The organism is Sedimentitalea sp., assembly GCF_039973035.1.
Taxonomy (GTDB): Bacteria; Pseudomonadota; Alphaproteobacteria; order Rhodobacterales; family Rhodobacteraceae; genus Sedimentitalea.
Window position 1 is genome coordinate 1 of sequence record NZ_JBDWLR010000076.1, and the last position, 22,669, is coordinate 22,669.

At 61.9% G+C, this 22,669-nt stretch carries 30 protein-coding genes and 1 pseudogene; 26 read left to right on the forward strand and 5 right to left on the reverse strand.

Going from position 1 to position 22,669, the window contains the following annotated elements; genetic code table 11:
• The 4 genes and pseudogenes from ABJO75_RS17845 to ABJO75_RS17860 form a co-directional block, all read right to left on the reverse strand.
• Positions 1–91: pseudogene (locus ABJO75_RS17845) on the reverse strand (IS5/IS1182 family transposase); the annotation flags it as partial.
• A 197-nt stretch (positions 92–288) separates the two neighbouring features.
• Complete coding sequence (locus ABJO75_RS17850) at positions 289–1,341, reverse strand: hypothetical protein (protein WP_348133269.1); 1,053 nt, start codon at positions 1,339–1,341, stop codon at positions 289–291.
• Between the two features lie 256 nt (positions 1,342–1,597).
• Positions 1,598–2,131 carry a DUF3489 domain-containing protein gene (locus tag ABJO75_RS17855; protein ID WP_348133272.1) on the reverse strand — a complete coding sequence of 178 codons (534 nt, stop codon included), beginning with the start codon at positions 2,129–2,131 and terminating at the stop codon, positions 1,598–1,600.
• 99 nt (positions 2,132–2,230) lie between these two features.
• A complete protein-coding gene (locus ABJO75_RS17860) occupies positions 2,231–2,500 on the reverse strand; it encodes a hypothetical protein (RefSeq protein WP_348133274.1) in 270 nt (89 codons plus the stop codon).
• 120 nt (positions 2,501–2,620) lie between these two features.
• Between ABJO75_RS17860 and ABJO75_RS17865 the strand changes: the two genes are divergently transcribed.
• From ABJO75_RS17865 to ABJO75_RS17900, 8 genes are read left to right on the forward strand one after another with little or no spacing between them, the layout of a single operon-like run.
• The gene (locus ABJO75_RS17865; protein ID WP_348133277.1) at positions 2,621–3,160 is read left to right on the forward strand and encodes a hypothetical protein; all 540 of its coding nucleotides are present in this window, start codon (positions 2,621–2,623) and stop codon (positions 3,158–3,160) included.
• Positions 3,105–5,159 (forward strand): phage terminase large subunit family protein, encoded by a 2,055-nt coding sequence (locus ABJO75_RS17870; RefSeq protein ID WP_348133280.1) that lies wholly within the window; start codon positions 3,105–3,107, stop codon positions 5,157–5,159. Before ABJO75_RS17865 ends, ABJO75_RS17870 begins: the two co-directional genes overlap by 56 nt.
• 1 nt (position 5,160) lies before the next feature.
• Positions 5,161–5,376, forward strand: a complete 216-nt coding sequence (locus tag ABJO75_RS17875; RefSeq protein ID WP_348133282.1) for a hypothetical protein — start codon at positions 5,161–5,163, stop codon at positions 5,374–5,376.
• Between the two features lie 3 nt (positions 5,377–5,379).
• On the forward strand, positions 5,380–6,876 hold the full coding sequence (locus ABJO75_RS17880; RefSeq protein ID WP_348133285.1) for a phage portal protein: 1,497 nt from the start codon (positions 5,380–5,382) through the stop codon (positions 6,874–6,876).
• Entirely contained in the window at positions 6,876–8,234 is a 1,359-nt protein-coding gene (locus ABJO75_RS17885) for a S49 family peptidase (protein ID WP_348133287.1), read from the forward strand. Before ABJO75_RS17880 ends, ABJO75_RS17885 begins: the two co-directional genes overlap by 1 nt.
• A 38-nt stretch (positions 8,235–8,272) precedes the next feature.
• The gene (locus ABJO75_RS17890) at positions 8,273–8,653 is read left to right on the forward strand and encodes a head decoration protein (protein WP_348133290.1); all 381 of its coding nucleotides are present in this window, start codon (positions 8,273–8,275) and stop codon (positions 8,651–8,653) included.
• Between the two features lie 58 nt (positions 8,654–8,711).
• Entirely contained in the window at positions 8,712–9,734 is a 1,023-nt protein-coding gene (locus tag ABJO75_RS17895; RefSeq protein ID WP_348133293.1) for a major capsid protein, read from the forward strand.
• A gap of 10 nt (positions 9,735–9,744) precedes the next feature.
• The gene (locus ABJO75_RS17900) at positions 9,745–10,059 is read left to right on the forward strand and encodes a hypothetical protein (protein ID WP_348133294.1); all 315 of its coding nucleotides are present in this window, start codon (positions 9,745–9,747) and stop codon (positions 10,057–10,059) included.
• A 66-nt stretch (positions 10,060–10,125) separates the two neighbouring features.
• Here the strand turns inward: ABJO75_RS17900 and ABJO75_RS17905 are convergent, their stop codons facing one another.
• A complete protein-coding gene (locus ABJO75_RS17905; RefSeq protein WP_348133297.1) occupies positions 10,126–10,413 on the reverse strand; it encodes a hypothetical protein in 288 nt (95 codons plus the stop codon).
• Positions 10,414–10,482: 69 nt separating this feature from the next.
• On the opposite strand from ABJO75_RS17905, the gene ABJO75_RS17910 reads away from it, so the two are divergent.
• The 18 genes from ABJO75_RS17910 to ABJO75_RS17995 all read left to right on the forward strand — a co-directional run bounded on the left by ABJO75_RS17910 (position 10,483) and on the right by ABJO75_RS17995 (position 22,571).
• Positions 10,483–11,109: a DUF6441 family protein gene (locus ABJO75_RS17910; RefSeq protein WP_348133300.1), complete on the forward strand. Its 627-nt coding sequence runs from the start codon at positions 10,483–10,485 to the stop codon at positions 11,107–11,109.
• A 40-nt stretch (positions 11,110–11,149) separates the two neighbouring features.
• Positions 11,150–12,103: a hypothetical protein gene (locus ABJO75_RS17915; protein ID WP_348133303.1), complete on the forward strand. Its 954-nt coding sequence runs from the start codon at positions 11,150–11,152 to the stop codon at positions 12,101–12,103.
• Entirely contained in the window at positions 12,100–12,555 is a 456-nt protein-coding gene (locus tag ABJO75_RS17920) for a hypothetical protein (protein ID WP_348133306.1), read from the forward strand. Before ABJO75_RS17915 ends, ABJO75_RS17920 begins: the two co-directional genes overlap by 4 nt.
• 3 nt (positions 12,556–12,558) lie before the next feature.
• Positions 12,559–12,978 carry an acyl-CoA transferase gene (locus ABJO75_RS17925; protein ID WP_348133308.1) on the forward strand — a complete coding sequence of 140 codons (420 nt, stop codon included), beginning with the start codon at positions 12,559–12,561 and terminating at the stop codon, positions 12,976–12,978.
• 24 nt (positions 12,979–13,002) lie between these two features.
• A complete protein-coding gene (locus tag ABJO75_RS17930; RefSeq protein WP_348133311.1) occupies positions 13,003–13,944 on the forward strand; it encodes a phage tail tube protein in 942 nt (313 codons plus the stop codon).
• Positions 13,944–14,381: a hypothetical protein gene (locus ABJO75_RS17935; RefSeq protein WP_348133314.1), complete on the forward strand. Its 438-nt coding sequence runs from the start codon at positions 13,944–13,946 to the stop codon at positions 14,379–14,381. Before ABJO75_RS17930 ends, ABJO75_RS17935 begins: the two co-directional genes overlap by 1 nt.
• 98 nt (positions 14,382–14,479) lie before the next feature.
• Entirely contained in the window at positions 14,480–14,611 is a 132-nt protein-coding gene (locus ABJO75_RS17940; protein ID WP_348133316.1) for a hypothetical protein, read from the forward strand.
• A complete protein-coding gene (locus tag ABJO75_RS17945) occupies positions 14,604–17,051 on the forward strand; it encodes a phage tail tape measure C-terminal domain-containing protein (protein WP_348133317.1) in 2,448 nt (815 codons plus the stop codon). The genes ABJO75_RS17940 and ABJO75_RS17945 overlap by 8 nt, the downstream gene beginning before the upstream one ends.
• The gene (locus ABJO75_RS17950) at positions 17,051–17,677 is read left to right on the forward strand and encodes a DUF2460 domain-containing protein (protein WP_348133319.1); all 627 of its coding nucleotides are present in this window, start codon (positions 17,051–17,053) and stop codon (positions 17,675–17,677) included. The genes ABJO75_RS17945 and ABJO75_RS17950 overlap by 1 nt, the downstream gene beginning before the upstream one ends.
• The gene (locus ABJO75_RS17955; RefSeq protein ID WP_348133322.1) at positions 17,674–18,024 is read left to right on the forward strand and encodes a hypothetical protein; all 351 of its coding nucleotides are present in this window, start codon (positions 17,674–17,676) and stop codon (positions 18,022–18,024) included. The genes ABJO75_RS17950 and ABJO75_RS17955 overlap by 4 nt, the downstream gene beginning before the upstream one ends.
• Positions 18,017–18,148 (forward strand): hypothetical protein, encoded by a 132-nt coding sequence (locus tag ABJO75_RS17960; RefSeq protein WP_348133325.1) that lies wholly within the window; start codon positions 18,017–18,019, stop codon positions 18,146–18,148. Before ABJO75_RS17955 ends, ABJO75_RS17960 begins: the two co-directional genes overlap by 8 nt.
• A gap of 4 nt (positions 18,149–18,152) precedes the next feature.
• Entirely contained in the window at positions 18,153–18,812 is a 660-nt protein-coding gene (locus ABJO75_RS17965) for a lysozyme (RefSeq protein WP_348133328.1), read from the forward strand.
• Positions 18,813–18,816: 4 nt separating this feature from the next.
• Complete coding sequence (locus ABJO75_RS17970) at positions 18,817–19,047, forward strand: hypothetical protein (protein WP_348133331.1); 231 nt, start codon at positions 18,817–18,819, stop codon at positions 19,045–19,047.
• Between the two features lie 86 nt (positions 19,048–19,133).
• The gene (locus ABJO75_RS17975; RefSeq protein WP_348133334.1) at positions 19,134–19,364 is read left to right on the forward strand and encodes a hypothetical protein; all 231 of its coding nucleotides are present in this window, start codon (positions 19,134–19,136) and stop codon (positions 19,362–19,364) included.
• Entirely contained in the window at positions 19,354–19,494 is a 141-nt protein-coding gene (locus ABJO75_RS17980) for a hypothetical protein (RefSeq protein WP_348133337.1), read from the forward strand. The genes ABJO75_RS17975 and ABJO75_RS17980 overlap by 11 nt, the downstream gene beginning before the upstream one ends.
• Positions 19,491–20,375: a DUF2163 domain-containing protein gene (locus ABJO75_RS17985; RefSeq protein ID WP_348133339.1), complete on the forward strand. Its 885-nt coding sequence runs from the start codon at positions 19,491–19,493 to the stop codon at positions 20,373–20,375. Before ABJO75_RS17980 ends, ABJO75_RS17985 begins: the two co-directional genes overlap by 4 nt.
• 199 nt (positions 20,376–20,574) lie before the next feature.
• Positions 20,575–21,807, forward strand: coding sequence for an ABC transporter substrate-binding protein (locus ABJO75_RS17990; RefSeq protein WP_348133342.1), 1,233 nt, complete (start codon positions 20,575–20,577; stop codon positions 21,805–21,807).
• Positions 21,808–21,809: 2 nt separating this feature from the next.
• The gene (locus ABJO75_RS17995) at positions 21,810–22,571 is read left to right on the forward strand and encodes a hypothetical protein (RefSeq protein ID WP_348133345.1); all 762 of its coding nucleotides are present in this window, start codon (positions 21,810–21,812) and stop codon (positions 22,569–22,571) included.
• Positions 22,572–22,669 lie beyond the last annotated feature (98 nt).

Here is a 22,669-nt window from a genome sequence, read left to right on the forward strand (position 1 = left end):
GGTCATCAACACGCGGCTTGCCGTGCGACTTCGGAAAATAGGGCTTCAAACGCGCCATCTGCGCGTCGCTCAACCAGAAAAGATCAGACATATCACCGCTCAGTTTTCCGGCGGTGAATCATGATGCTCGCCTGAAATCAATGGGTCCAGACCCTATGCTTCCAGTGCCAGGACGCATGTCAAGATACCCTGTCTCCAGCAATGTCGGTGATTCGAGACGAAGCGGTCGTACTAAAAACCAAAGCAAAAAACCGCTCGGGTCAACAGCTGTTTAAGCAAAGTTCAATGTTAAGAAGGTATGGGCTCTAGCCAAAGTTCTAAGGTGCCGCGTCGAGGTTTTGCGCCTTGATACGTAGTAAGATCTCGAATTGTAACATCAGACTTCAAACCCATTGTTAACAAAACGGTGTTTATGTCCTCTTGCAGTTTTGTGGCCCGCTCACGATCTTCTGAAAAAAAGAATCGGATTTCATGCATGCCGGCTGCAATAGATGTGCGTTCTTCCTCCGGAACAACATAATCTGAAGTCTGCAATCGTGACGAGATTGCTTCTGCTAACTCCCTTGTAACGCCTGCAAACTGAAAATAGACAGTTGTTTCGATCAGCGCGTTGCTTTTCTCCGGCTTAACATCAGCTACAGCTCCATCAATCACTGCACCATCTGCCCCTTGTTGAACGAGGTTTTCTGTAGTGGATGCTTTTTGAGATAACTCGTCCAACTGTCGGTTCATTGCAGAAAGCTGTGTACCCAATACGTCAACAGTGTTCGCAACTGTTTCCAGATCTCCTGCACTCGCGAGTTTGTTTAACTCAATACTAAATTCCTCTGTTCTCGTCTGATAGTCAGACAGGTCATTGTTTAGCTCTTCAAACCTATCGGCTAACTTCTGGCGTATTTCATCCAATTCTTGAGACTTGGCTTCAGTGAAAGTGAAAAACTCTTGAGCTTCGGTTCGCATCTGCTCAACACTCCGCCGCTGAGAACTGGTATCAGACAACACCGACAACAGTATCTCTTCTCTGCGTTCAAGATACTCATCCACGTTGTCAATTCTAAGGGCAGCGTTATCCGCTGCGTTCTGTGCACTATTAGCTGAAGCAGTCGCCTGTTTTACTGCATCTTCGGCCTCTGAAATGGCTGGCGCGGCCGCTCCTCGCGCGAGGTCCTCTGCTTTTTCCTCGATAGAGTCGATAACTGACCAACCAAAAAATGCTGTGACTGCGGCCACAAACCCTCCCATGGTCAGGTATTTCCGAAATAGTCGATCTTCAACTCGCCCTTGAACCTTAGTGACGATGTCGTCTTCTAATTGCTTCAGTCGTTCTAAATCAATTTCCATGTCAAAGTCCCCCGAAAAGCGGATCAAGCTTGTTGCCCGAAAATCGACAATCACAGACGAGTGTACAGGAAATTTAGGCAACGAACCATGTTCTTGTCGTCTTATCCAAGACATATATCTGAGTTTTCAGCTAACCTGTGGATCGACAATTTTCGGGGCGCAAACACAATCTGCAACTCCCATGGCCGAAGCCCGTAGTAGATGCAGCATTCGGTTTTTGAGGGCTCAGACCCGCCATTGGGCAACTTTAGTCGGTCTAACCAATACGATACACCCGCCCCCTTCCTTCTTCCTTCGCCGAAGTAACAATCAACCTCAGCTTCTTGCCCAACGCCCCAGAAATGGCGCCTCTCGCTGTGTGTGCCTGCCAGCCAGTGGCCGCGACGATCTCTTCCATCGTGGCCCCCTCAGGCCGCTGCAGCATCTCAATCAGCATCGCCTGTTTGGTCCCCGCGCGCGGTGTCGGTGGTTTGGGCGCAGGCGGTTGTGCAGCGTGGGTGCGGATCGCGGCCATAGTCTTGACCACTACGGGCTCAACCCCGATGGCGAGCAAGCCCGCGTCGGTGATGACCAGCGTGGTGCCATGGCCATCGCCGGTCTCGCGCCAGAGCGGCTCGCCCTTGCGCAGGTCGGCGTCGACCTCCTCGAGCCAGCCGCGCCCGATCATCATGGTGATGACCTTATTGGCGGCGGCGCCATGCAGCCCCTTGGGCAGCGGCATGGCGAGATTGTCTGCGCGCTGGGCAGCGGCGCTGAGGATTATGGTTTGCGTGTCGGTGAGTTTGGGCATCTGGGCCTCCGGTTATGATCGGGCGGGCGCGGTATTGCGCGACCTTCTAGCGGGGCAAGCCCGCCGCATTGGCGGGCCGCGTCATGGCGCGTCGTCGGTTTATTCGGCGTGCTCACCCTCGCCAAAGGCGCTGTCGGTGATGCGCTTGAGCAGCCCGGCGTGGTGCTCAAGGGTGCCGACATCGGCCCAGCTCACTTCATCCGGGTGGGTGTCAAAATGATCGTCGCTGAGCGCCTGCAGGCGGGCGAGCATCTCATCGATCTCGGCCTTCTTGCCAATGAAGGCGTTCAGGGCGGCTTCCCGGTTGCGCCGCGCCTTCTCGGCGCGCAGCTGGTGGCGGGGCGTGGTCTGGGGGTTCAGGTCGGTCATAGTCTGGTCTCCGGCGGTGTGTTGTAATGTTCCGATGCATTCAGAATCGCTCTACTGCCGATCTTAATCAACGAAATATCAAGCAATATCATTGCTTTATAATCGGATCAGGTGACGTCGTTGGAAGGCATGTCGGAGCGCGAATATTCCGCCCATTCCGGCATCTCGCGCGGGGCGATCCAAAAGGCGCGCAAGGCTGGGCGCCTGGTGGTCTACGGTGATGGCTCGATCAATGCAGCCGCCTCGGATGTACGCCGAGCGGATATGACAGATCCAGACCAGCAACGACGTAGCACGGGCAGCGACAGTGGCTTCTCGGGGACAGCCGACAGCTCGTCCTACCTAAAGGCCCGCACCGCACTGACGGTCTATCAGGCGCAGGAACGCCAGCTGGCAATCCAGAAGAAGAAGAGCACGCTGGTTGATCGCGCCCGGGCGGAAACGCTCGTGTTTCGATTGGCGCGACAGGAACGCGATGTCTGGGTCACATGGCCATCCCGCGTCGCAGCGCTGATGGCAGCTGAAGTGGCATCGGAGGTGGAAAAACAATCGGCCCAGCCAGTGACAATCGAGGCCGCGATCCTGCAGAGGGTGCTGGAAACCCATGTCAGAGCGCAACTCGACGCCCTCGCCGATCTCCGGGTCAGCCTCGGACAGTGACGGCACGGCAAGCGACGACCTGACGGCAGACCTCGATCTCGTCTTTGACGGGGCCGAGGATGTCCTGCGGGCCTGGCGTCGCGGCATGCGGCCCGATCCGGACCTGACGGTGTCGGAATGGGCGGATCAGCACCGCAAACTGTCCTCGCGGGCCAGCGCCGAACCCGGCCAATATCGCACCGCGCGGACGCCTTACTTGCGCGAGATCATGGATGCGCTGTCACCGCGGCACCCGGCACAGCGCATCAGCTTCATGAAGGCCGCGCAGGTCGGGGCGACGGAGGCGGGCAACAACTGGATCGGCTTTGTGATCCACCATGCGCCGGGGCCGATGCTGGCGGTGCTGCCGACGGTGGAGATGGCGAAACGCACCTCGCGCGGGCGGATCGACCCGCTGATCGAGGACAGTCCGGCGCTGAAGGAACGGGTGCAGCCTGCCCGTTCGCGCGACGCGGGCAATTCGATGCTGTCCAAGGAATTCCCCGGCGGCATCCTGGTGCTGACCGGGGCGAACTCGGCCACCGGTCTGCGGTCAATGCCCGCGCGCTATATCTTTCTCGACGAGGTCGATGCCTATCCGGCCTCGGCCGACGAGGAAGGCGATCCGGTCACGCTGGCCGAGGCGCGGACCACCACCTTCTCGCACCGGCGCAAGGTGTTCATGGTCTCGACGCCCACCATCCGGGGCATCAGCCGGATCGAGCGCGAGTTCGATGCATCGGACCAGCGCCGCTATTTCGTGCCCTGTCCGCATTGCGGGGCGATGCAATGGCTGCAGTTCGAGCGGCTGCGCTGGGACAAGGGCCGTCCTGACACCGCAGCCTATCATTGCGAGGGCTGCGAACGCGCCATCGCCGAGCATCACAAAACGCAGATGTTGGAAAAGGGCGAATGGCGGCCAACTGCCGTGTCCGCCGATCCGCACTCCATCGGCTTCCACCTCTCAGCACTCTATTCGCCGCTAGGCTGGAAAAGCTGGCAGCAGATCGCGCGGGACTGGCTGGCGGCGCAAGGCTCGGAGGAGATGCTGCGCGCGGCGCGCAACACCCTGCTGGGCGAGACATGGCTCGAGTCTGGCGATGCGCCGGAATGGCAGCGGCTGGCCGAACGGCGTGAAAGTTATGCGGGCGCACACATCCCCGTCGGTGGTCTGTTCCTGACAGCTGGCGTTGATGTCCAGAAGGACCGGATCGAGGTCGACGTCTGGGCCTGGGGTCGCGGTTTGGAAAGCTGGCTGGTCGATCACATCGTCATTGCTGGTGGTCCGGACGATCCGGCCTGCTGGGACAAGCTGACCACCCTGCTCAGTCGGACGTGGGTCTGCGCCAATGGGGCGGTGATGGTGATCGGCAAGCTGGCGATCGACACCGGCTATGAGGCCGCGGCGGTTTACGCATGGGCACGCAAGCAGGGGTTCGAACAGGTTTCCCCCGTCAAGGGCCTGGAAGGCTTCAACCGGGCCACACCGGTATCCGGCCCGACCTTTGTCGACGCGACCATCGGCGGCAGGCGACTGCGCCGGGGCGCGCGGCTCTGGTCGGTGGCCACAGCCACCTTCAAAACCGAAACCTACCGCTTCCTGCGGCTGGAGCGACCGAGCGACGAGGACCGGGCGCTGGGCATTCTGGACGCCCCCGGCACCGTGCATCTGCCCGACTGGATCGACACCGAATGGCTGAAGCAACTGGTGGCCGAACAGCTGGTCACCGTGCGCAACAAGCGCGGTTATGCCCACCCCGAATGGCAGAAGATGCGGGAGAGGAACGAGGCGCTGGACTGCCGGGTCTATGCGCGTGCCGCCGCGTGGATCATGGGCGCGGATCGCTGGGACGAGGCCACATGGCAGCGGCTTGAAGAGCAGGCCGGTGTGGAAACCCGCCCGGCACTTCAGAAGGCGGCACCGTCCGACCAGGCCGCGCCCACCCCGCCGAAGGCGGGTACACCGACCACGCCACGGCGCAAGCGCCGGGCTTATACACCGAACTTCATGAGGGACTGAGATGGATCTGGAACGGATGCGCGCCCTGCTGGCGGCACTGCAGGAGGCGCGCTACGCGGGCGTCCGCTCGGTCAGCTATGACGGCAAGACCATCACCTATGGCTCAGATGCGGAGCTGGCGAACACGATCAGCGATCTGGAAACCCGGATTGCCAGCGCCACCTCCGGCACCCCGCGTCGTCGGCGCTGGGGCACTGTCGCCTCGAAGGGCCTGTGATCCATGGCGTTCGAAGCCTTCCGGCAGCGCATCGGGTCGATCATCGGCGGGTTCGATGCCGCGCAGGCACATCGACGCCTGCGTGGGTTCCGGGCCAGCCGCGCCCATGTGAACACGCTGATTGCCGCCGCGGGCGACACCATCACTGCCCGGGCCCGCTGGCTGGTCAGGAACAACGGCTATGCGGCGAACGCCGTAGAATCTTTCGCCAGCAATGTCGTCGGTGATGGCATCAAGCCTTCGTCGACCATCGCGGATGCCGCAAAGAAGGAAGAGCTGCAGGCCCTGTGGCTTGCCTGGACCGATGATGCTGACGCCGAAGGGCTGACCGACTTCTACGGGCTGCAGCGCCGGGCGGCGCGTGAGGTGTTTCTGTCAGGCGAGGTCTTCATTCGCATCCGGCCGCGCCGGGCGGAAGACGGGCTAACTATTCCCCTGCAGTTGCAGATGCTGCCCGCCGAAATGCTGCCCCTCGACATGAACCGAACCCTTCCCGGCGCTGGGCTGATCCGGCAGGGCATTGAGTTTGACGGCATCGGTCGCCGCGTGGCCTATCACTTCCTGCGCCGACATCCGGGTGACCGAACGGACCCCGGCCTCACCAATGAAACGGTCCGTGTGCCCGCCGAAGATGTGATCCATGTCCTCGATCCGGTCGAAGCCGGGCAGCTGCGCGGTGTGTCGCGGTTCGCCGCCGCCATCGTCAAGCTGTTCACGCTGGACCTTTATGACGACGCCGAGTTGGAGCGGAAGAAGATCGCGGCGATGTTCGCGATGTTCATCACCTCGCCAGCCCCGGAAACCCCGCTGGAACCGACCGAGGAGGATCTCGAAGTTGAGCCCGGTCAGGTCGTGCGGCTGGATCCCGGTGAGGATGTCTCCACCCCGGCAACCCCGGACTCAGGCGGCACCTACGAGCCGTTTCAATACCGGACCCTGCTGCAGATCGCAGCGGCGCTGGGCGTGCCCTACGGCTACCTGACCGGTGACACCGCCAAGGGGAACTTCTCGAACACGCGCATCTCGCTGATCGAATTCCGCCGCCGCATCTCAGCCTGGCAGCACGGGGTGCTGGTGTTTCAGCTCTGCCGCGCGGTCTGGGTGCGCTGGATGGATACCGCCGTGCTGTCGGGAGCCTTGGATCTGCCGGGCTATGACAGCCAGCGGCGGCAATATCAGGCCTGCGCATGGTTGCCGACCAAATGGGATTGGATCGACCCGATGAAAGACGCCTCGGCCGAGATCCTGCAGATCGAAGCGGGCCTGAAATCCCGCACCCAAGCCCTCTCGGAGCGTGGCTATGACGCCGAACAGGTGGATCAGGAAATCGCCGTTGAGCGCAAACGCGAGCTGTCGCTGGGCCTCGACTTCCGACGTCCGGGATCGCCCGCGCAGGGGCCAGGCCAAGGTGGGGCGAAAGACACGGATCAGGACAGCGACCGGGACGACGAGGCGGACGACAGCGCCGATGAAAAACCCGATCCCAAGGAGGACGCTTGATGCATCACGCACAAATCGCCCAGCGCGCCTTCAACACCCCACTGATGGTCGACCCGGCCAAGGCGCTGGCATTCCTGTCGGGTTTAGGGCCGCGGATCACCGGGCAGGAAATCGTCTTCCAAGGGCTGGACGTGGACATTCCCGGTCAATCCGCAGCCGCTCTTCCTGCTCGCGCCTCGCTGTTTGGGAACGATCTCGCGCAGCGCCACCAGCGGAACGGCAGCCAGCCATTTGCGGTGGTGGATGGCATCGCGGTGATCGAAATCGCGGGCACTCTTGTGCACCGTGGCGCCTGGATCGGCCAATCCTCCGGCCTGACGTCTTACGAAGGGATTACCGCGCAGCTGCAGGCTGCGCTGGCCGACCCGGCCGTTCAAGGCATTGCGCTCGACATCGACAGCTTTGGTGGGGAGGTCGCGGGGGCCTTCGATCTGGCAGATCGCATCCGGGCAGCGCGGGCGCAGAAACCCGTCCATGCCTTTGTCACGGAACATGCCCTGTCCGCAGGTTACGTTCTGGCATCGCAGGCTGACCGGATCATCCTGCCCCGGACGGGTGCTGTCGGCAGCATCGGTGTCGTGGCGCTGCACACCGACATGAGTGGGGCGCTGGATCAGAAAGGCATCGCCGTCACGCTGGTCCATGTCGGATCGCACAAGATCGACGCGAACCCGTATCAGCCTTTGCCCGAGGCCATACACAATCAGATGCAGCGTGAGCTGGAGGTGGTCCGTTTCCTCTTCGCCGAAACCGTCGCCGCAGGTCGCGGGGACCGGCTGTCTCAAGCGGCAGCGCTTGCTACAGAAGCCGCCGTGTTCCGCGGGGCCGACGCCATAGCCGCCGGTCTAGCTGACGAAATCGCCGATCCCGTCACCGCCTTCCGCGCCTTCGCCGCCGCACCCCGCGGCATCACGCCCCCAACCAGAAAGGGTCCACAGATGACGACCACGACCACCGACACTCCCAATCCGGCCGCAACTGCCATTCCGCCCGATGAAGCCACGGCCCCGACCACTACCGAACCGTCGGTCGCTGCCGCCACGCCTGCAACGGACGCTCCGGCACCTGCTGTGCCGAAACCAGAAGCAGCAGCCATGAACCCCGAGGCCATTCGTGCTGAGGCCGCCGAAGTGGCGCAGGTCTGTGCGCAAGCGGCCCGGCTCGGTGTGACCATCGATGCGGCCGACGCAGTCACGCGCGGCATCAAACCCGAGGCTCTGCGCGCCCGCGTACTGGCCGACCTTGCTGCCCGCGGCGATGCCGCTGGCATCGTCGCCACCGCTCCAGCAGCCGCCGCCGCGAAAGACAGTCCGATCATCGCGGCGGCGAAGAAAACCGCGACCGACGCCAAGCGCTGAACTAGCGTCCCAATCCCCAACATCATGGAGACTGACCAATGCCCGTCCTGACGGAACAGCCCAGCATGGGCGATGTCCTCAAATATGAGGTCAACCCGAACTACACCCGCGAAGTGATCACCCTGCTGCAAGGCATGCCTTATCCGGTCGGCTCGGTGCTCGGCCAGATCACCGCCAGCGGCAAATACAAGCTGGCGACCGCGACCGGCTCGGATGGCGCGCAGACCGCAACCGCCGTGCTGCTCTATGCCGTCGATGCCACACTGGCGGATGCCACCGGCATCGTGGTCGTCCGTGGCCCCTCGATCGTCTCCCGCGCAGGCCTCGCCTATGACGGATCCGTCGATGACGGCACCAAGATCACCGCCAAGATCGCCCAACTTGCTGCCGTCGGCATCATCGCCCGCGACGGCGTCTGACGCGCGACCTCTGACTCGTGACGTCGTCACCCATTCCCCCACATCTCCGGAGCGCCCCATGACCCTTGTCCGCAATCCCTTTGACGCTGGCGGTTACTCGCTGGCCGAGATGACGCAGGCCATCAACATCCTGCCCAACCTCTACACCCGCCTTGGCCAGATCGGCCTCTTCCGCTTCGAAGGCGTCAGCCAACGATCGGTGATCATCGAGCAATACGAGGGGGTGCTGAACCTGCTGCCCTCGGTGCCCCTCGGTGGCCCCGCCACGGTTGGCACCCGCGAGGGGCGTGCCATGCGCAGCTTCGCCCTGCCGTGGATCCCGCATGACGACGTGATCCTGCCGGGCGACATTCAGGGAAGCCCGGCGCTGGGCGTCTTCGATGCAGCCGATCCACTGGTTGAGGTGATGAACCGCAAACTGCAGCTGATGCGCCGCAAGCACGCCCAGACCCGCGAGTACATGGAGATGAACGCGCTGCGCGGCATCGTCAAAGACGGCGCTGGCACCACCCTCTACAACTACTTCACCGAATTCGGCCTGGCGCAAATCTCGGTTGATTTTCTGCTCGGCACCGCTGGCACCAATGTGCAGGGCAAGGTCCGCGAGGTCTTGCGGGCGGTAGAGGACAACCTGCTGGGCGAGGCGATGTCCTCGGTCCACGCCCTTGTGAGCCGCGAGTTCTTCGACAAACTGATCGCGCACCCGAAGACCGAGGAGGCCTACAAGTTCTATGCGGCCACCGGGGCCCAGCCGCTGCGCGAGGATATGCGCCGCAACTTCCCCTTCGCGGGAATCGTGTTCGAGGAATATTCGGGCACCGTCACGCTCTCGACCAACGCCAGCGAACGGCTGGTTCCGGCCAGCGAAGGCATCGCGTTCCCGCTTGGCACGATGGACACCTTCACCACCTATGGCGGCCCGGCCAACCTGCTGGAGGCGGCCAACACCATGGGCCTGCCACTCTACGCCCGCCAGCATCTCGACGAGAAAGGCCGATGGATTGACCTGATGACGGAGGCTTCGATCCTGCCGGTGAACAAGCGGCCACGCATCGCGATCCGCCTGAATACTTCGAACTGACAGGCTCGCCATGACCGTCTTTACTGCCGCCATGGACCGGATTTATTCCAACCCGTCCATGGCCGTGGCCGCGCTCTGGATGTCGGCTACCACGTCCGAGGAAAGAACTATCCGGGTGATCCGCCGCGCACCGGATCGCATCACCGAATTCGGCGCTGGGCGTTTGGTCAGCGACACCATGATGGTGGACGTGCGCGTGTACGACCTGCCAGACCCCCGCCCCGGCGATCTGATCGTGATCGGTGCCGACAGCTTCACCATTCAGGGCGAGCCACTGCGCGACCGCGAACGCCTCATCTGGGCGCTGGATCTGCGCCCATCATGAAGCTGACGCCCGATATCGATCCTGATCTCGTTGCATTGATGGCCGCCGAGGTGCCAGCGTGATCCGCTATTTGAACCGCTTCATCGCACTCTGGAACGACTCCGAGAGGCTGTCCCATGCCTGCTCGAAGCCTTTGCGCATATCGCCCCAGGCGGCGTCGGACGCCTGCTGCGCCTCCTTCATCTTCGCCTCGGCTTCGTCGCGTTGCTTGCGCATTTCCGCAAGCTGCTTCTCGTATTTGATCTTCGCATCGGCCTCCGCTTCCTTGGTGTTTGCCTGCATCTTGTCGATCTCTGCGTTCCACTTGTCGATATTCGCCTTTGCCTTCTCCACATACGCGTCACGATCAATCATCGTCTTCCTCCCCGGTTCTGAAGTTGAAATGAATGCGCAGCATAGCCGGAAAATGAGGTCTGTGGGAATTTGAAGCTGAAACTCGACATCGATCCGGACCTCGTGGCCATGATGTCCGCCGAGATCAGGGCCGGGGAAAAGGCCGTAAGTGCCGCGATGCGCGAGGCCGGAACCGGGCTCAAATCGGACTGGCGGGCGCAGATCACCGGCGCGGGGCTCGGGCGGCGGCTGGCGAATTCGATCCGGCTTGCGAGTTATCCGAAGGCCGGAGATAGCCTGAACGCCGCGGCTCTGGTCTGGTCGAAGGCACCGGAGATCATCGGCGCGCACGACACAGGCCCACTGATCCGCTCGAAGGATGGGTTCTGGCTGGCAATTCCGCTGCCCGCCGCAGGCAAATCTACGCGCGGCGGCCGGATCACCCCCGGCGAATGGGAACGGCGGCGCGGGCTGCGCCTGCGCTTCGTCTATCGACGGACGGGCCCGAGCCTGCTGGTGGCAGAGGGGCGTTTGAACACGAAAGGCCAAGCGGTGGTGTCCCGTTCGAAGACCGGACGCGGAAGGGTCACCGCGCCGATCTTCCTGCTGGTGCCGCAGGTGAAGTTGCCGAAGCGGCTGGACCTGGCACGGGACGCGGAGCGAGCGCTTGCCAGCACTCCGGAATTAATACTGGTTACATGGCTGAGAAACCTGTAACTTCTGGTATTGGAGACTGAATGCGCTGGGGAACCGATACATGGTAGACAAAGGCCGAAGGGAACTTCTTATCCAGACAATGGTTACCACGGTGACTGCAGTAATTTTCACTACGGTCACCAATGAAGTCATTGGGGTTCTGCGCGATCAGGCTGAACGGTTCAGCGACCCTTTTGACTATGACCTTGAGGCAATCAAAGGCGTATTTGGGTCAATTGATGTGCGTTCAATGTTTGTTCCTGGGCAATCCCATCCAAGTCCGAGATACCCACATTTCCATCCAGATGATGCATACGTAGCAGATAGATTTGATGAACTGGTGACTGATGTAGCTGAGAGGCGGGTGGTTTATGACAGCGATCAGTTGCCGAAAAATCCGACTGGCACGATAGTTGCGAGTGGCAGTCCTGTATCAAACAAATTCTCTCGTCAATTTCTTCAGTATGATTTCGTGGATCCAGCAGACGGTATGAGAGGACTAATTCGATCTGATAACCCTGTATTCGATCTTGATTATGAGTTTCTTCTCTCGCGCGAGTCTTTAGGTCAACTAGGGATATCAGAGACTGTCGGACGAAGCGGAAGAACCGGGAATTGGTCAATCATTCGAAAATCCACCGGAGATCTATATGCTTCGGAGGTGAGCAACGGAAAACTTAACACGGATTTTCTGTTGATAACTTGCTTGCCAAATGTGTTTGACAAGGAAGGTCTCGACAAAGGTGAGGCGATCTTTCTGCTCGCAGGAGCACATGGTGTGGGTACGAAAGGTGCCGACCTCCTCCTCAAAGATAGCCAGATACTTGGACGCCTTCGGCAGAGGATTGGATATTCCCGTTACTGGCAAGCTCTATTCAAGGTAGACGGTGTGGACCACTTTTATGACGATCCAAAGTTTGGCACCCGCTGGCACCCAAGGCGGCTCGACCCAAATTTTGAGTTTTCCACAGTGAGCTTTGATGAAGATCGTTTGGCGGAGTTGGTCGCGCAATGAGCGAGCAGCCCAAAGAGATTTCCTCCGAGGTTGCGGCTCGCGAGTTCGGCGTCAATACATTACATGAGAAGATGCCAAATGGCGAAAGTAGGTTTCGACTGACTCATTCATCGGGAAACGGCTACATATTGACTATCGCGGGAAGTGTCGGTGCTTGGCAGAAAAGCCATTCACACCATTCAATATCAGAAGTTTACGTTGTTGAAGAGGGCTGGATAGCTTTTGCACGCCTGCCTGATCGAGAAGGAGAGCCTGAGATCCAAGTCTTTGGCCCGGGTTCTGTTGTGCAATCCGAACCGGACGTTCCGCACAATGTATACCTGCCAATTAGCGCTCGCATTCACACTGTTAAGGTGGGTTCCCGCGAAGCGAATGATTGGTTCGCAGAACCTATTCTTGACGCTAAGGTCCTGCATCTTAGGGAGAAAGATCTACTTGCTTGTAAGAGATGACCGATGCCTACTCCCCGTGAAACCATCCTAACCGCGCTGCACGCGCGGCTCTCGGCGCTGTCTGCCACCGCCCTGCGCGGCGAAGTGCTGCCCGAGCGCGTCCCGACTGAGGGCCTGCTGATCCTGCGCGACGGTGAACCGGGAGACCCCGAGGTGACGCTGTCGCCGCTCACCTACCACTACCAGCACCGAGCCGAAATCGAGGCGGTCGTGCAGGGCACCGACCGTGACGAAGCTTTCGATACGCTGATGGCCAGCATCGGCGCAGCGCTCGCCGCTGACCGCACTCTGGGCGGGCTTTGCGACTGGGTCGAAGCGGAAGCGCCCCGTCCGGTCGATCTACCGGTTGAGGGTGCGTCCAGCCTGAAGGCGGCAGTCATTCCGGTGGTGCTGCATTATTCCACGGCCGATCCACTCGGCTGATCCCGACAACCAGAGGAGAACACAATGGCACGAGCCCAAGGGGCGCGGGCGCAGATGGCGCTTGCGTTCGAGACAGTTTACGGCACCCCGCCGGTTGGTGGGTTCACAAAAATGCCCTTCGCCAGCACCTCGCTGGGATCAGAACAGCCGCTGCTGAACAGCGAACTCCTGGGCTACGGCCGCGATCCCCTGGCACCGATCAAGGACGCGGTGACGGCCGATGGCGATGTCGTCATGCCGATCGACGCTGAGGCTTTCGGGTTCTGGCTGAAGGCAGCCTTCGGCGATCCCGCTACCACCGGCGCTGCGGCACCCTGGACCCATGAGTTTCAGTCCGGATCCTGGACGCTGCCGTCGATGTCGATCGAGACCGGCATGCCCGAGGTGCCACGCTATGCGATGTATTCCGGCTGCGTGCTGGATCAGCTGTCCTGGCAGGTGCAACGCTCGGGCCTGCTGACCGCCACCGCCCGGCTGGTGGCGCAGGGCGAGACCATCGCCACGACGACCGGCGCAGGCACGCCTGACGAACTGGCCCTGCAGCGCTTCGGTCATTTCAACGGCGCGATCAGCCGGAACGGCTCTGCGCTGGGCAATGTTGTCTCCGCCGAGATCACCTATGCCAACAACCTCGACCGGATCGAGACCATCCGCAGCGACGGCAGGATCGACGGGGCGGACCCGTCCATCGCAGCACTGACCGGCCGGATCGAGGTCCGCTTTGCCGACAGCACGCTGGTGGCCCAGGCGATCAACGGCGATCCCTGCGAGATCAGCTTCGCCTATGTCCTGCCCTCGGGCGAGAGTTTCACGTTCACCGTGCACGCCGTCTACCTGCCACGCCCCCGGATAGAGATTTCCGGACCGCAGGGCGTGCAGGCGACCTTCGACTGGCAGGCTGCGAAAGCCGCCAGCCCCGCCCGCATGTGCACCGCAACCCTGATCAACGATATCGAGGCCTACTGATGATCCGTCTGAACCTGACCGCCGCCCCTGAATGGCTGGAGCTTGCCCCTGGCCTGCGCCTGCAGGTCGCCCCGCTGACCACCGCCCTGATGGTGTTGGCCCGCGCCGATGCCGCCCTCGAGGCCTTGCCCGAAGATGCGAGCCAGGAAGAGCTGGCGCTGGTCATGGCCAAGTCCGTGGCCCGTCGCGCCGTTCTGGATTGGGAGGGCGTGGGGGATGCCATGGGCCAACCCACGCACGTGTCACCGGACGCCATCGATGCCCTTCTGGAAATCTGGCCGGTTTTCGAGGCGTTCCAGACCCAATACGTCGCACGCGGTCTGCTGTTGGACGCAGAAAAAAACGCCTCCGCGCCCTCGCCGAGTGGTCCTTCGGCGGGGGCGACAGCTATTGCGCAGCCTGCGAAGCGCGCTGTGCCGATTGCCCCACACGACTGAACCAGCCCCGGACGCAGGAGGGATGGCAACTCTGGGATCTGGTCGGTCGCCTCGGCGGGCAGCTGCGCGTCATCCCCGGCGCTGTGCTGGGCTGGGACATGGGTGCAGCCATCGCTTTGGCCCAAGCGTTGGGCATCGACGCCCTGATTGCCGCTGAACTGCTGCCCGAGATCGAGGCGGTGATGGTGCGCAAACTCAACGAACAGATGGAAGGACGCCGTGATGGCTGAGAAAAGGGTCTCTGTCCGCCTCGTGGCGGAGGGCGGCCGCCAGGTGCGCGCCGAGCTGGAAGGCGTCGGTGAGGCCGGGGCGCGCGGGTTCGGGCGGTTGTCGCGCGAAATGGACTTGGCCAATGCACGCGTCGCCGCATTTGCCCGCCGCGCCACGCTGGCTGCGGCTGCCGCCACGGCTGCACTGGCCGCAGCCGGGGCCGCTATGATCAGGTCCGGGCTGCAGACCGTCGATGCGCAGGCCAAGCTGGCGCAATCGCTCGGGACGACCGTCGCCTCGATCCAGACACTGGAACGCGCGGGTGAGTTGGCCGGTGTCTCCATGTCCGGGATCGAACAGGCGACCAAGGATCTGACCCGGCGGTTGAGCCAGGCGGCCGCAGGGACCGGCCCCGCGGCAGATGCGTTGGACCGGCTTGGGCTTTCCGCCACCGAACTGATCGCTCTGCCGCTGGACCAGCGTGTCGGGGCGATCAACGCCGCCATCGCGGATTTCGTGCCTGTCGCTGAGCGCGCCGCCGTTGCGGGGCAGCTCTTCGGCGAGGAAGGCTCCATCGCCATGTCGCGCATCGACACTGCGACGCTGCGCCAGGCGACCCAAGACGTGCTTGCCTTCGGGGTGGTGGTTTCCGAGCAGGATGCTGACCAGATCGAACGCACCAATGATGCGATTTCCCGGCTGGGGCTGATCTGGCGCGGCGTCTCGAACCAGCTGGCGGTTGCGGCCGCTCCGGCACTCGAGGCTGTGGCCAATGCGCTGGCCACCGTCGCGCGCGCCACCGGGCCGCTGGGAATGGCCATCCAAGTGCTCTTCGACAACATCGGGCGACTGACCACCTATGCCGCGACCTTCGCAGGCATCATGGCCGGGCGCTGGGTGGCGGGCATGGCGGCAGCCGCCCTGTCGGTACGCGGGGTCGCCACGGCGCTGGTTATTCTGCGCGGGGCGCTGATCCGAACCGGGATCGGTGCGCTGATCGTCGGAGCGGGTGAGCTGGTCTATCAATTCTCGCAGCTGGTTTCCCGGGTTGGCGGCGTAGGGGAGGCGTTTGGGCTTCTGGGCGATCTCGCAAAAGAGGTCTGGTTCCGCATCGGCCTGTCGCTCGACGCCGCATTTGCCAACATGGCCGCTGGCTGGGAAGGCCTCAAGGCAGCAGCGATATCGGCGCTCGAAGGCACCATCGCGGGCGTGGTCAGCTTCGGCGACCGGACAGCGGCGATTTTCCAGGGGGCCTATGATGCCGCCGTGGCAATCTGGGGCAGTCTGCCCGGTGCCATCGGCGACTTTGCGTTTCAGGCGGCGAACGGGCTGATTTCCGGCGTCGAAGCGATGCTGAACGGCGTCGTCACCCGCATCAACACTTTCATCACCGGGTTGAACGCGGCGCTGGCGCTGCTGCCGGAATGGGCAACGGGTGAAGGCGGCGTTCAGATCGGCGCGCTTGATCCTGTGGGCCTGGCGCGGATCGGCAACCCGTTTGAAGGTGCGGCAACAGCAGCGGGTGCCGCCGCAGCCGATGCTTTCTCTGCCGCCCTGTCCCGCACCTATCTCGAACCGCCCGACCTCGGTCTTGGCACAATGGCTGAAGATGCACGCGGCCGCGCCGACGGATATCGCGAGGCAGCGGGCATGCTCGCAGATGCCGCAGGTCGGCCGCTCGCCAGTTGGCAGACGCTGCGCGACGCGGTGACTGGGACCGGATCAAAGGCGGAAGCCATATTGGCCGATGCTGCCAGTTCTGCCGATGCGCTGGCGGCCGGGCTGAATGACACGGCTACAGCTGCGGGTGGCGCGGGCGGTGCCGCACGTAATGCCGGTGCGGCAGCGGCTGCTGGTGCAGAGCAAGCAGCAACCGGATGGGCAGCCGTCACCGCGTCGCTCGCCGACTACGCCGCCAAGGCCCGCGATATTGGTGGCGATATCGGCCAGACATTGGTCGGGGCCTTCCAAAGCGCCGAGAACGCGGTGGCCACCTTCGTCAAATCCGGCAAACTGGATTTCCGCGACCTCGTCACGTCGATGATCGCCGATCTGGCCAAACTGGCCGCGCGGCGTTTCATCCTTGGACCAATCGCCAATGCGCTCTCCGGCGCGCTGGGCGGTGCGGGTGGTCTGTTCGCAGATATCCTGCACGCAGGTGGCACGGTCGGATCGCCGAGCCCGGGCCGCATGGTTCCGGCGCTGGCCTTCGCCGGTGCCCCACGCATGCATAGCGGTGGCTGGGCTGGCATCAAACCCGACGAGGTTCCGGCGATCCTTCAACGCGGCGAACAGGTGTTATCCCGTCGCGAAGCCGCTGGTTATGGCCAAGGGCAAGGTGCTGCACCGAATATCTCCGTCACGATCAACGCCCGCGATGCCGAAAGCTTCCGGCAATCCCGCACGCAGGTCGCAGCCGATATCGCCCGCGCGGTATCCCTCGGCCGGAGGGGCATGTGATGGCGTTTCACGAGGTCCGGTTTCCCGACAACATCAGTCGCGGCGCACGCGGCGGGCCTGAACGGCGCACCCAGATCGTGGAGCTGGCGAGTGGCGATGAGGAACGCAATGCCAGCTGGGCCAATTCGCGCCGCCGTTATGATGTAGCTTATGGCATCCGCCGTGCGGACGATCTGGCGGAAGTCGTGGCCTTCTTCGAGGCGCGCAACGGGCGGCTCCACGGATTTCGCTACAAGGACTGGGCCGACTACAAATCCGGCCTGCCGTCGCAACCCGTGACCCCAACCGACCAGCTCATCGGCACCGGCGACGGTATTGTCACCAGTTTTGCATTGCTAAAACTCTACACCTCCGGTGCTCAAAGTTGGACCCGCGCCATCGCAAAGCCGGTTGCGGGCAGCGTGCGGGTCGCGCTGGACGGGGTCGAACAGATGTCGGGCTGGAGCGTCGACACCACCACCGGCGTCGTGAGTTTCGACACAGTTCCCGGCGCGGGCGCGGCCATCACCGCTGGCTTCGAATTCGACGTACCCGTCCGCTTCGACACCGACACGCTCGACGTCACCCTCGATATCGAACGGCTCGGATCCATCACATCCATCCCGCTGCTGGAGATCCGCAGATGAATGAAGAGACCCGCTTTCTGGCTGCGGTGTTGCGCGATCTGGCGGCGTCCACCGCCGTCATCCTCGCTGCCTGGGGCGCGCTGGGCGGCGCAACAAACGCGCTGACAACAAGGATGCGCCTGCGCGACGCGCTGCGCCACATTCTGCTCGGCGGGTTGATTGCGGCCGGAATGGGCAGCCTGTCGATGGCGGTCATCACCGCCTGGCTCGGCCTGCCGCCCGAGGCGATCCCGGCAGGCGGGGCCGCTGGATCGGCGGCCTATCTGGTCGGCGTCTTCGGCCCGGCCTTTATCGAGATCGTCCTCGCCCGGATGCACCACCCGAAAGGCGGCGACACCGATGCATGATCTCCTCCGCCTTGCACGCACCCTGCGCAGCGACGCTGCCGATCCGAGCCAGACCTTCAACCACCGCATCCGCATCGGCATCATTGTCGCTGCCCTGATCCTGCTTCTCTCACTTCTCAGGTAAAACCATGCACATGACAGACCGGGGTCTTTTGACCCTCGCCCGGCACGAAGGTCTCGTGCCCGGGCCCTACAGGGACGTGAAAAACGTCTGGACCTTCGGCATCGGCCATACCGTCGCCGCCGGGCCGCCTGATCCGATCGGCATGCCGGGCGGGATGCCCGCCGATCTCGATGCTGCGATCCGGGAGGCATTCCGGCTGTTCCGCAGCGACATTCAGACTTGCGAGGCCGAAGTGCGGCGGGCCGTGAAGGTCCAATTGGCACCGCATGAATTCGATGCGCTGGTCAGTTTCCACTACAACACCGGCGGTATCGCGCGTGCCATGCTGACCCGCCATCTGAATGCAAGCGACCGCGAGGCGGCTGCGCAGGCCTTCATGGGATGGCGCAAGCCCGCCGCGATCATTCCACGCCGCGAGGCGGAACGCGATCTGTTCCGCCATGGACGCTATCCGGGCGGCACCATTCCGGTCTGGGCGGTGGACCGATCGGGACGCGTCGACTTCTCCCGACCCGTTCGACGCCTGAGCGAAGACCAGGCGCTGGCCTTGTTGCGCCCGGCCCTCATGCCACCACCACCCACTATCCCATCCACGCCAGCCGCAGAGACCAGCTGGCTCGCTCGGCTGGCAAACCTTCTTTCCACCCTGATCCGGAGGACCTGATCCCATGCGCTATATCCGTCCCAATTCCCTGACCTGGTGGGCGGGGTGTCTCGCCGCTCTTACCGGCGTGGCATCTGTCATGCTGCCCGCCATCGGCCCGCTTGCCGAGCTGTCTCGCCTGGTCGCGCTGCTGGCGGGCTCCGCCGATGCATCCCCGGCCGGGCTGATGTTTCTCGGGCTTGGCCTGATCGGCCTGCGCGACCGGATCGAGCGCGGGTTTCAGGGCGATGCTTGAGTTCCTCGCAGGTCTGGTCGTGGGTGGCGGCCTCGGCGTCTTCATCGTCGCCCTCTGCGTCGCGGCGGCCCGCGGGGAGCGGGACGATGGCTGACTTCCTGATCTGGCTGGCCGCGGCTCTGGGCACCGTCGGGGGTGTCGTCCTCGGCCGCCTGCTGGGTCGCGCCGAAGGCAAACGCACTGGACGAGAGGAGGCCTGGCAGGATGCACAACGGGATCAGACAGACCGGATGGACGCCGGTCGCAAGGCGGTGCGCGACGGGCGCGATGCTGGCGCACCTGCTGACAGGCTGCGCGACAACGACAATGCCTGGTGATGCTGGCTGCGCCTCCTACGGCGAAGCGCGGCTGGCCCGGCCTGCTGCTGAGACCGTCGCAGTGATGCCGCCAGCATGGGCGAACTGGATCGCCGATCTCGACGACCGCATGACAGGAACCTGCCGGTGAAAACCCTCTCACCCGACCTGCAAGCCCATCTCAACGAGGGCACGACAACGCTCGCCTGGTGCTGGCGGATTTCGCGGGCGGACGGCGTGAGTTTCGGTTTCACCGACCACGACCGGACGCTCAGCTTCGATGGCACCGACTTCGAGCCGGAAAGCGGGCTGACCGCCTCCGAGGTTCGCTCGGGATCTGATCTGTCGGTCGATGCACAGGACGCCGAAGGTGTGCTTACCTCTGACCGCATCACCGAGACCGACATCCTGGACGGCCGCTGGGACAATGCCGAGGTCGAGGTCTGGCGGGTGAACTGGGCGGACACGGGCCAGCGGGTGCTGATGCGGCGCGGCGCGATTGGCCAGATCCGGCGCGGGCGGCTGGCCTTCGTCGCCGAGGTCCGCTCGCTGGCTAATGTGCTCGGCCAGACGGTCGGACGGACGTTCCAGGCGACCTGTGACGCCGCCCTCGGCGATGCGCGCTGCGGCGTCGATCTGGAAGATCCGGTCTACAAGGGCACGGGCGCCGTGATCGATATCCTGCGCGACCGGGCCTTCACCGCCTCGGGGCTCGGCAGTTTTACCACTGGCTGGTTCACCTTCGGTACCGTCGAATGGACCAGCGGGGCCAATGCCGGGCGGCGAGCGGAGGTCATTGCACATGGCCTGACTGACGGCATCGCAATGCTGACGCTGCTCGAAGCACCAGTGCGTTCCATCGCAGGCGGTGACGCTTTCACCATCCGTGCTGGCTGCGACAAGCGGATTGAGACCTGCAGCACGAAGTTCGCCAATACCGCCAATTTCCGGGGCTTCCCGCACATTCCCGGCCAGGATGCCGTGCTGCGCTATGCCACGAAGGATGGCGGGCATGACGGGGGCGTACTGTGAGGCACTGCCCGGCGTTTCTTCCAGACCCTAAATGTGTTAAAGTTCTCCAAATCCGAACTTCGGAAAAGCCTGAAATAGAGTACACTTTTAGTACGAGCCGAGGGCCATGAAGCACAGCAGACGAAGAACATTAAAGCTATTCTCAGGCTTGTCCGCATCTCTTGCCGTGCCACACATCGTGCGTGCCCAAGGATCATATGTGAACGAGCCCACAGGCTCATCGGTTACACTCGGCTTCGTGACCTCACAGACAGGCGCTCGAGCTTCCGAAGGTTATCAAGCACAGGCAGGTTTCGAACTAGCTGTTGACGACCTGAATGGCAGCGGTGGTGATGGCATGTTAGCAACCTTCTCCAGCCGAGCACTCGATGGTCGTGGCTTACTCGGCAAGCGAATCAATTGGGTATCCGCCGATGACCAAAGTCGGATTGATGATGCTCGAGCTGGCGCGAGACGTCTGATCGAGTGGGATGGCGCAATTGCCCTATTCGGAAACGTTACGACGTCCAGCGCCGCTGCTGTTCAGGGCATCTGCGCCGAAGTCGGAGTTTCCTACTTCCCCGGAGCGATTCACGGACAACGATTCACCGATGACTTTGCGTTTCGCTTCTCGGCAACGGGCGGGCTTGCGACAAGGGCCGTTGTGCAACACGCAGGACAGAGTATTTCGAGTAGGCCGCGTGTTGCAATTCTTGCGAGTCAGTTTCCCGACAGTCAGTACTTTGCCGAAGAGGCCGAAGCAGCAGGGAGTTCTCTTGGCTGGGATTTCCTTTCGCGCCACGACTTCCCCGCGGGCACCTCTGATATAGCGTCGCAGCTCTCGAGGCTTCGAAACGACGATCCAGATATTGTCCTTGCCTGTGGACAAGGTTATGATCTTGTTAATCAATTGCAGACCCTTGCAAATCTCGGTATCACTGAGAACTTGAGAGTTGTGACGCCTTTTCTCGAGAACCTCGTTCTTCTTGGTGCGGGACAGGCTGCCGCTGGTGTAATTGGTGCGCTGGACTGGAGCCCGAATTCGGACGCCTCTGGAAGCGGCGTTTTTGTGCGCTCGTTTGGGAATAGGTATGGTTATCTACCCACCAACATCGCTCACACCGCCTATTGCCAGACAATCCTTTATGCAGACGCTGTCGCACGCGCCGGGAGTTTTGATCCACATGCCGTCCGTGAGGCTCTTGAAGGCTTCGAGTTCGATGGCCTCGGGGTTGGCGCATCTTACATGCCGCCCGATAACCATGAGCTGAGGAAGTCCCTATTAATTGGAACTGCTAGTGGTGAGCGAGAGGGAGATATTGCTGCAGTCGACATTGACGATATTTGTCCAATGTGTGGTACAAACAGTCCTGAAAGTTGCTCTCAAAACGCATGTAGGCAGGGTTACTGCTGCGAAGATGGTACATGCAAACGACAACCTTGTGATGGCTAATAATGGACTACAAGAATCCATATCTTCTTCTTCTTGCCATTCCAGGGTTCATTGCTCTGTTCGCTGCAAATTTTGTGAGTGATTTTCCATATATCCGTGACGCTCATCTCCCATTTGTCTACTTTCTTTTGTCAGTCTTAAGTCTTGCCCCTCCCTTAGGTATCGCATGGGTTTGGCTACATTTTTCCAGACGCTCAATGAGTCTGAAGACCCTTCTTCGAGGCGCGCCCTTTGTAATTTCAACAGCCATATTTTCGCTTGCGCTGGGTCTTGGTATTGGAATGCTGCACACCAACGATGTTGTTTCTAATGCACTTCGAACAGTCTTCCCAAAAGACCTTGTCCCAATATACAGCCATGATGAATTGGTGCGCGAACTCTTTTCTCGCATGGACTCGCCCCAATTTCTTGATGGTCGTTTTTCCAGCAGTCCGCTTGAGAGTGACGGCATACTTCCTAGAGACCCATTTGGCTTCAGCAGTAACAGATACGCACGCATCAGCTTGCAAAATGTCAGCGTGTACTATGAAGGTAAGGTGATTGCTTTTCACAGCGGAACGGACACACCTCAAGTCTATCTAAGCCCTGCCTGTCGCACGGATCCCGAAGGTGACGTCAGCGTTGTGCAGGGTTCGGGCGTCTGGCTAAGCCTTGAAAGAGTGAATTTCATCGAAATTATAGATGACGTTTGCTCGGCCTGTGCGACCAGGCACGAAGAGCTCAACGGCCGTGTTGGCGGGGAAAATTGTCCCTATAACCAATGAAGGTGATCAGTCAAAAAATGCTGCCACTGATCTTGCCCAGCATGAAGTACCTGGTTCCGCGCAGATGGTCTCGCCATCAGGCCTCCAAAGCCCCCAAA

What these genes read in the sequence shown, in the direction of transcription:
- ABJO75_RS17850 (WP_348133269.1), bottom strand. Translation starts at nt 1,341, where the DNA reads ATGGAAATTGATTTAGAACGACTGAAGCAATTAGAAGACGACATCGTC.
- ABJO75_RS17855 (WP_348133272.1), bottom strand. Translation starts at nt 2,131, where the DNA reads ATGCCCAAACTCACCGACACGCAAACCATAATCCTCAGCGCCGCTGCC.
- ABJO75_RS17860 (WP_348133274.1), bottom strand. Translation starts at nt 2,500, where the DNA reads ATGACCGACCTGAACCCCCAGACCACGCCCCGCCACCAGCTGCGCGCC.
- ABJO75_RS17870 (WP_348133280.1), top strand. Translation starts at nt 3,105, where the DNA reads ATGTCAGAGCGCAACTCGACGCCCTCGCCGATCTCCGGGTCAGCCTCG.
- ABJO75_RS17875 (WP_348133282.1), top strand. Translation starts at nt 5,161, where the DNA reads ATGGATCTGGAACGGATGCGCGCCCTGCTGGCGGCACTGCAGGAGGCG.
- ABJO75_RS17880 (WP_348133285.1), top strand. Translation starts at nt 5,380, where the DNA reads ATGGCGTTCGAAGCCTTCCGGCAGCGCATCGGGTCGATCATCGGCGGG.
- ABJO75_RS17885 (WP_348133287.1), top strand. Translation starts at nt 6,876, where the DNA reads ATGCATCACGCACAAATCGCCCAGCGCGCCTTCAACACCCCACTGATG.
- ABJO75_RS17890 (WP_348133290.1), top strand. Translation starts at nt 8,273, where the DNA reads ATGCCCGTCCTGACGGAACAGCCCAGCATGGGCGATGTCCTCAAATAT.
- ABJO75_RS17895 (WP_348133293.1), top strand. Translation starts at nt 8,712, where the DNA reads ATGACCCTTGTCCGCAATCCCTTTGACGCTGGCGGTTACTCGCTGGCC.
- ABJO75_RS17900 (WP_348133294.1), top strand. Translation starts at nt 9,745, where the DNA reads ATGACCGTCTTTACTGCCGCCATGGACCGGATTTATTCCAACCCGTCC.
- ABJO75_RS17905 (WP_348133297.1), bottom strand. Translation starts at nt 10,413, where the DNA reads ATGATTGATCGTGACGCGTATGTGGAGAAGGCAAAGGCGAATATCGAC.
- ABJO75_RS17915 (WP_348133303.1), top strand. Translation starts at nt 11,150, where the DNA reads ATGGTAGACAAAGGCCGAAGGGAACTTCTTATCCAGACAATGGTTACC.
- ABJO75_RS17920 (WP_348133306.1), top strand. Translation starts at nt 12,100, where the DNA reads ATGAGCGAGCAGCCCAAAGAGATTTCCTCCGAGGTTGCGGCTCGCGAG.
- ABJO75_RS17925 (WP_348133308.1), top strand. Translation starts at nt 12,559, where the DNA reads ATGCCTACTCCCCGTGAAACCATCCTAACCGCGCTGCACGCGCGGCTC.
- ABJO75_RS17930 (WP_348133311.1), top strand. Translation starts at nt 13,003, where the DNA reads ATGGCACGAGCCCAAGGGGCGCGGGCGCAGATGGCGCTTGCGTTCGAG.
- ABJO75_RS17935 (WP_348133314.1), top strand. Translation starts at nt 13,944, where the DNA reads ATGATCCGTCTGAACCTGACCGCCGCCCCTGAATGGCTGGAGCTTGCC.
- ABJO75_RS17940 (WP_348133316.1), top strand. Translation starts at nt 14,480, where the DNA reads ATGGGTGCAGCCATCGCTTTGGCCCAAGCGTTGGGCATCGACGCCCTG.
- ABJO75_RS17945 (WP_348133317.1), top strand. Translation starts at nt 14,604, where the DNA reads ATGGCTGAGAAAAGGGTCTCTGTCCGCCTCGTGGCGGAGGGCGGCCGC.
- ABJO75_RS17950 (WP_348133319.1), top strand. Translation starts at nt 17,051, where the DNA reads ATGGCGTTTCACGAGGTCCGGTTTCCCGACAACATCAGTCGCGGCGCA.
- ABJO75_RS17955 (WP_348133322.1), top strand. Translation starts at nt 17,674, where the DNA reads ATGAATGAAGAGACCCGCTTTCTGGCTGCGGTGTTGCGCGATCTGGCG.
- ABJO75_RS17960 (WP_348133325.1), top strand. Translation starts at nt 18,017, where the DNA reads ATGCATGATCTCCTCCGCCTTGCACGCACCCTGCGCAGCGACGCTGCC.
- ABJO75_RS17965 (WP_348133328.1), top strand. Translation starts at nt 18,153, where the DNA reads ATGCACATGACAGACCGGGGTCTTTTGACCCTCGCCCGGCACGAAGGT.
- ABJO75_RS17970 (WP_348133331.1), top strand. Translation starts at nt 18,817, where the DNA reads ATGCGCTATATCCGTCCCAATTCCCTGACCTGGTGGGCGGGGTGTCTC.
- ABJO75_RS17975 (WP_348133334.1), top strand. Translation starts at nt 19,134, where the DNA reads ATGGCTGACTTCCTGATCTGGCTGGCCGCGGCTCTGGGCACCGTCGGG.
- ABJO75_RS17980 (WP_348133337.1), top strand. Translation starts at nt 19,354, where the DNA reads ATGCCTGGTGATGCTGGCTGCGCCTCCTACGGCGAAGCGCGGCTGGCC.
- ABJO75_RS17995 (WP_348133345.1), top strand. Translation starts at nt 21,810, where the DNA reads ATGGACTACAAGAATCCATATCTTCTTCTTCTTGCCATTCCAGGGTTC.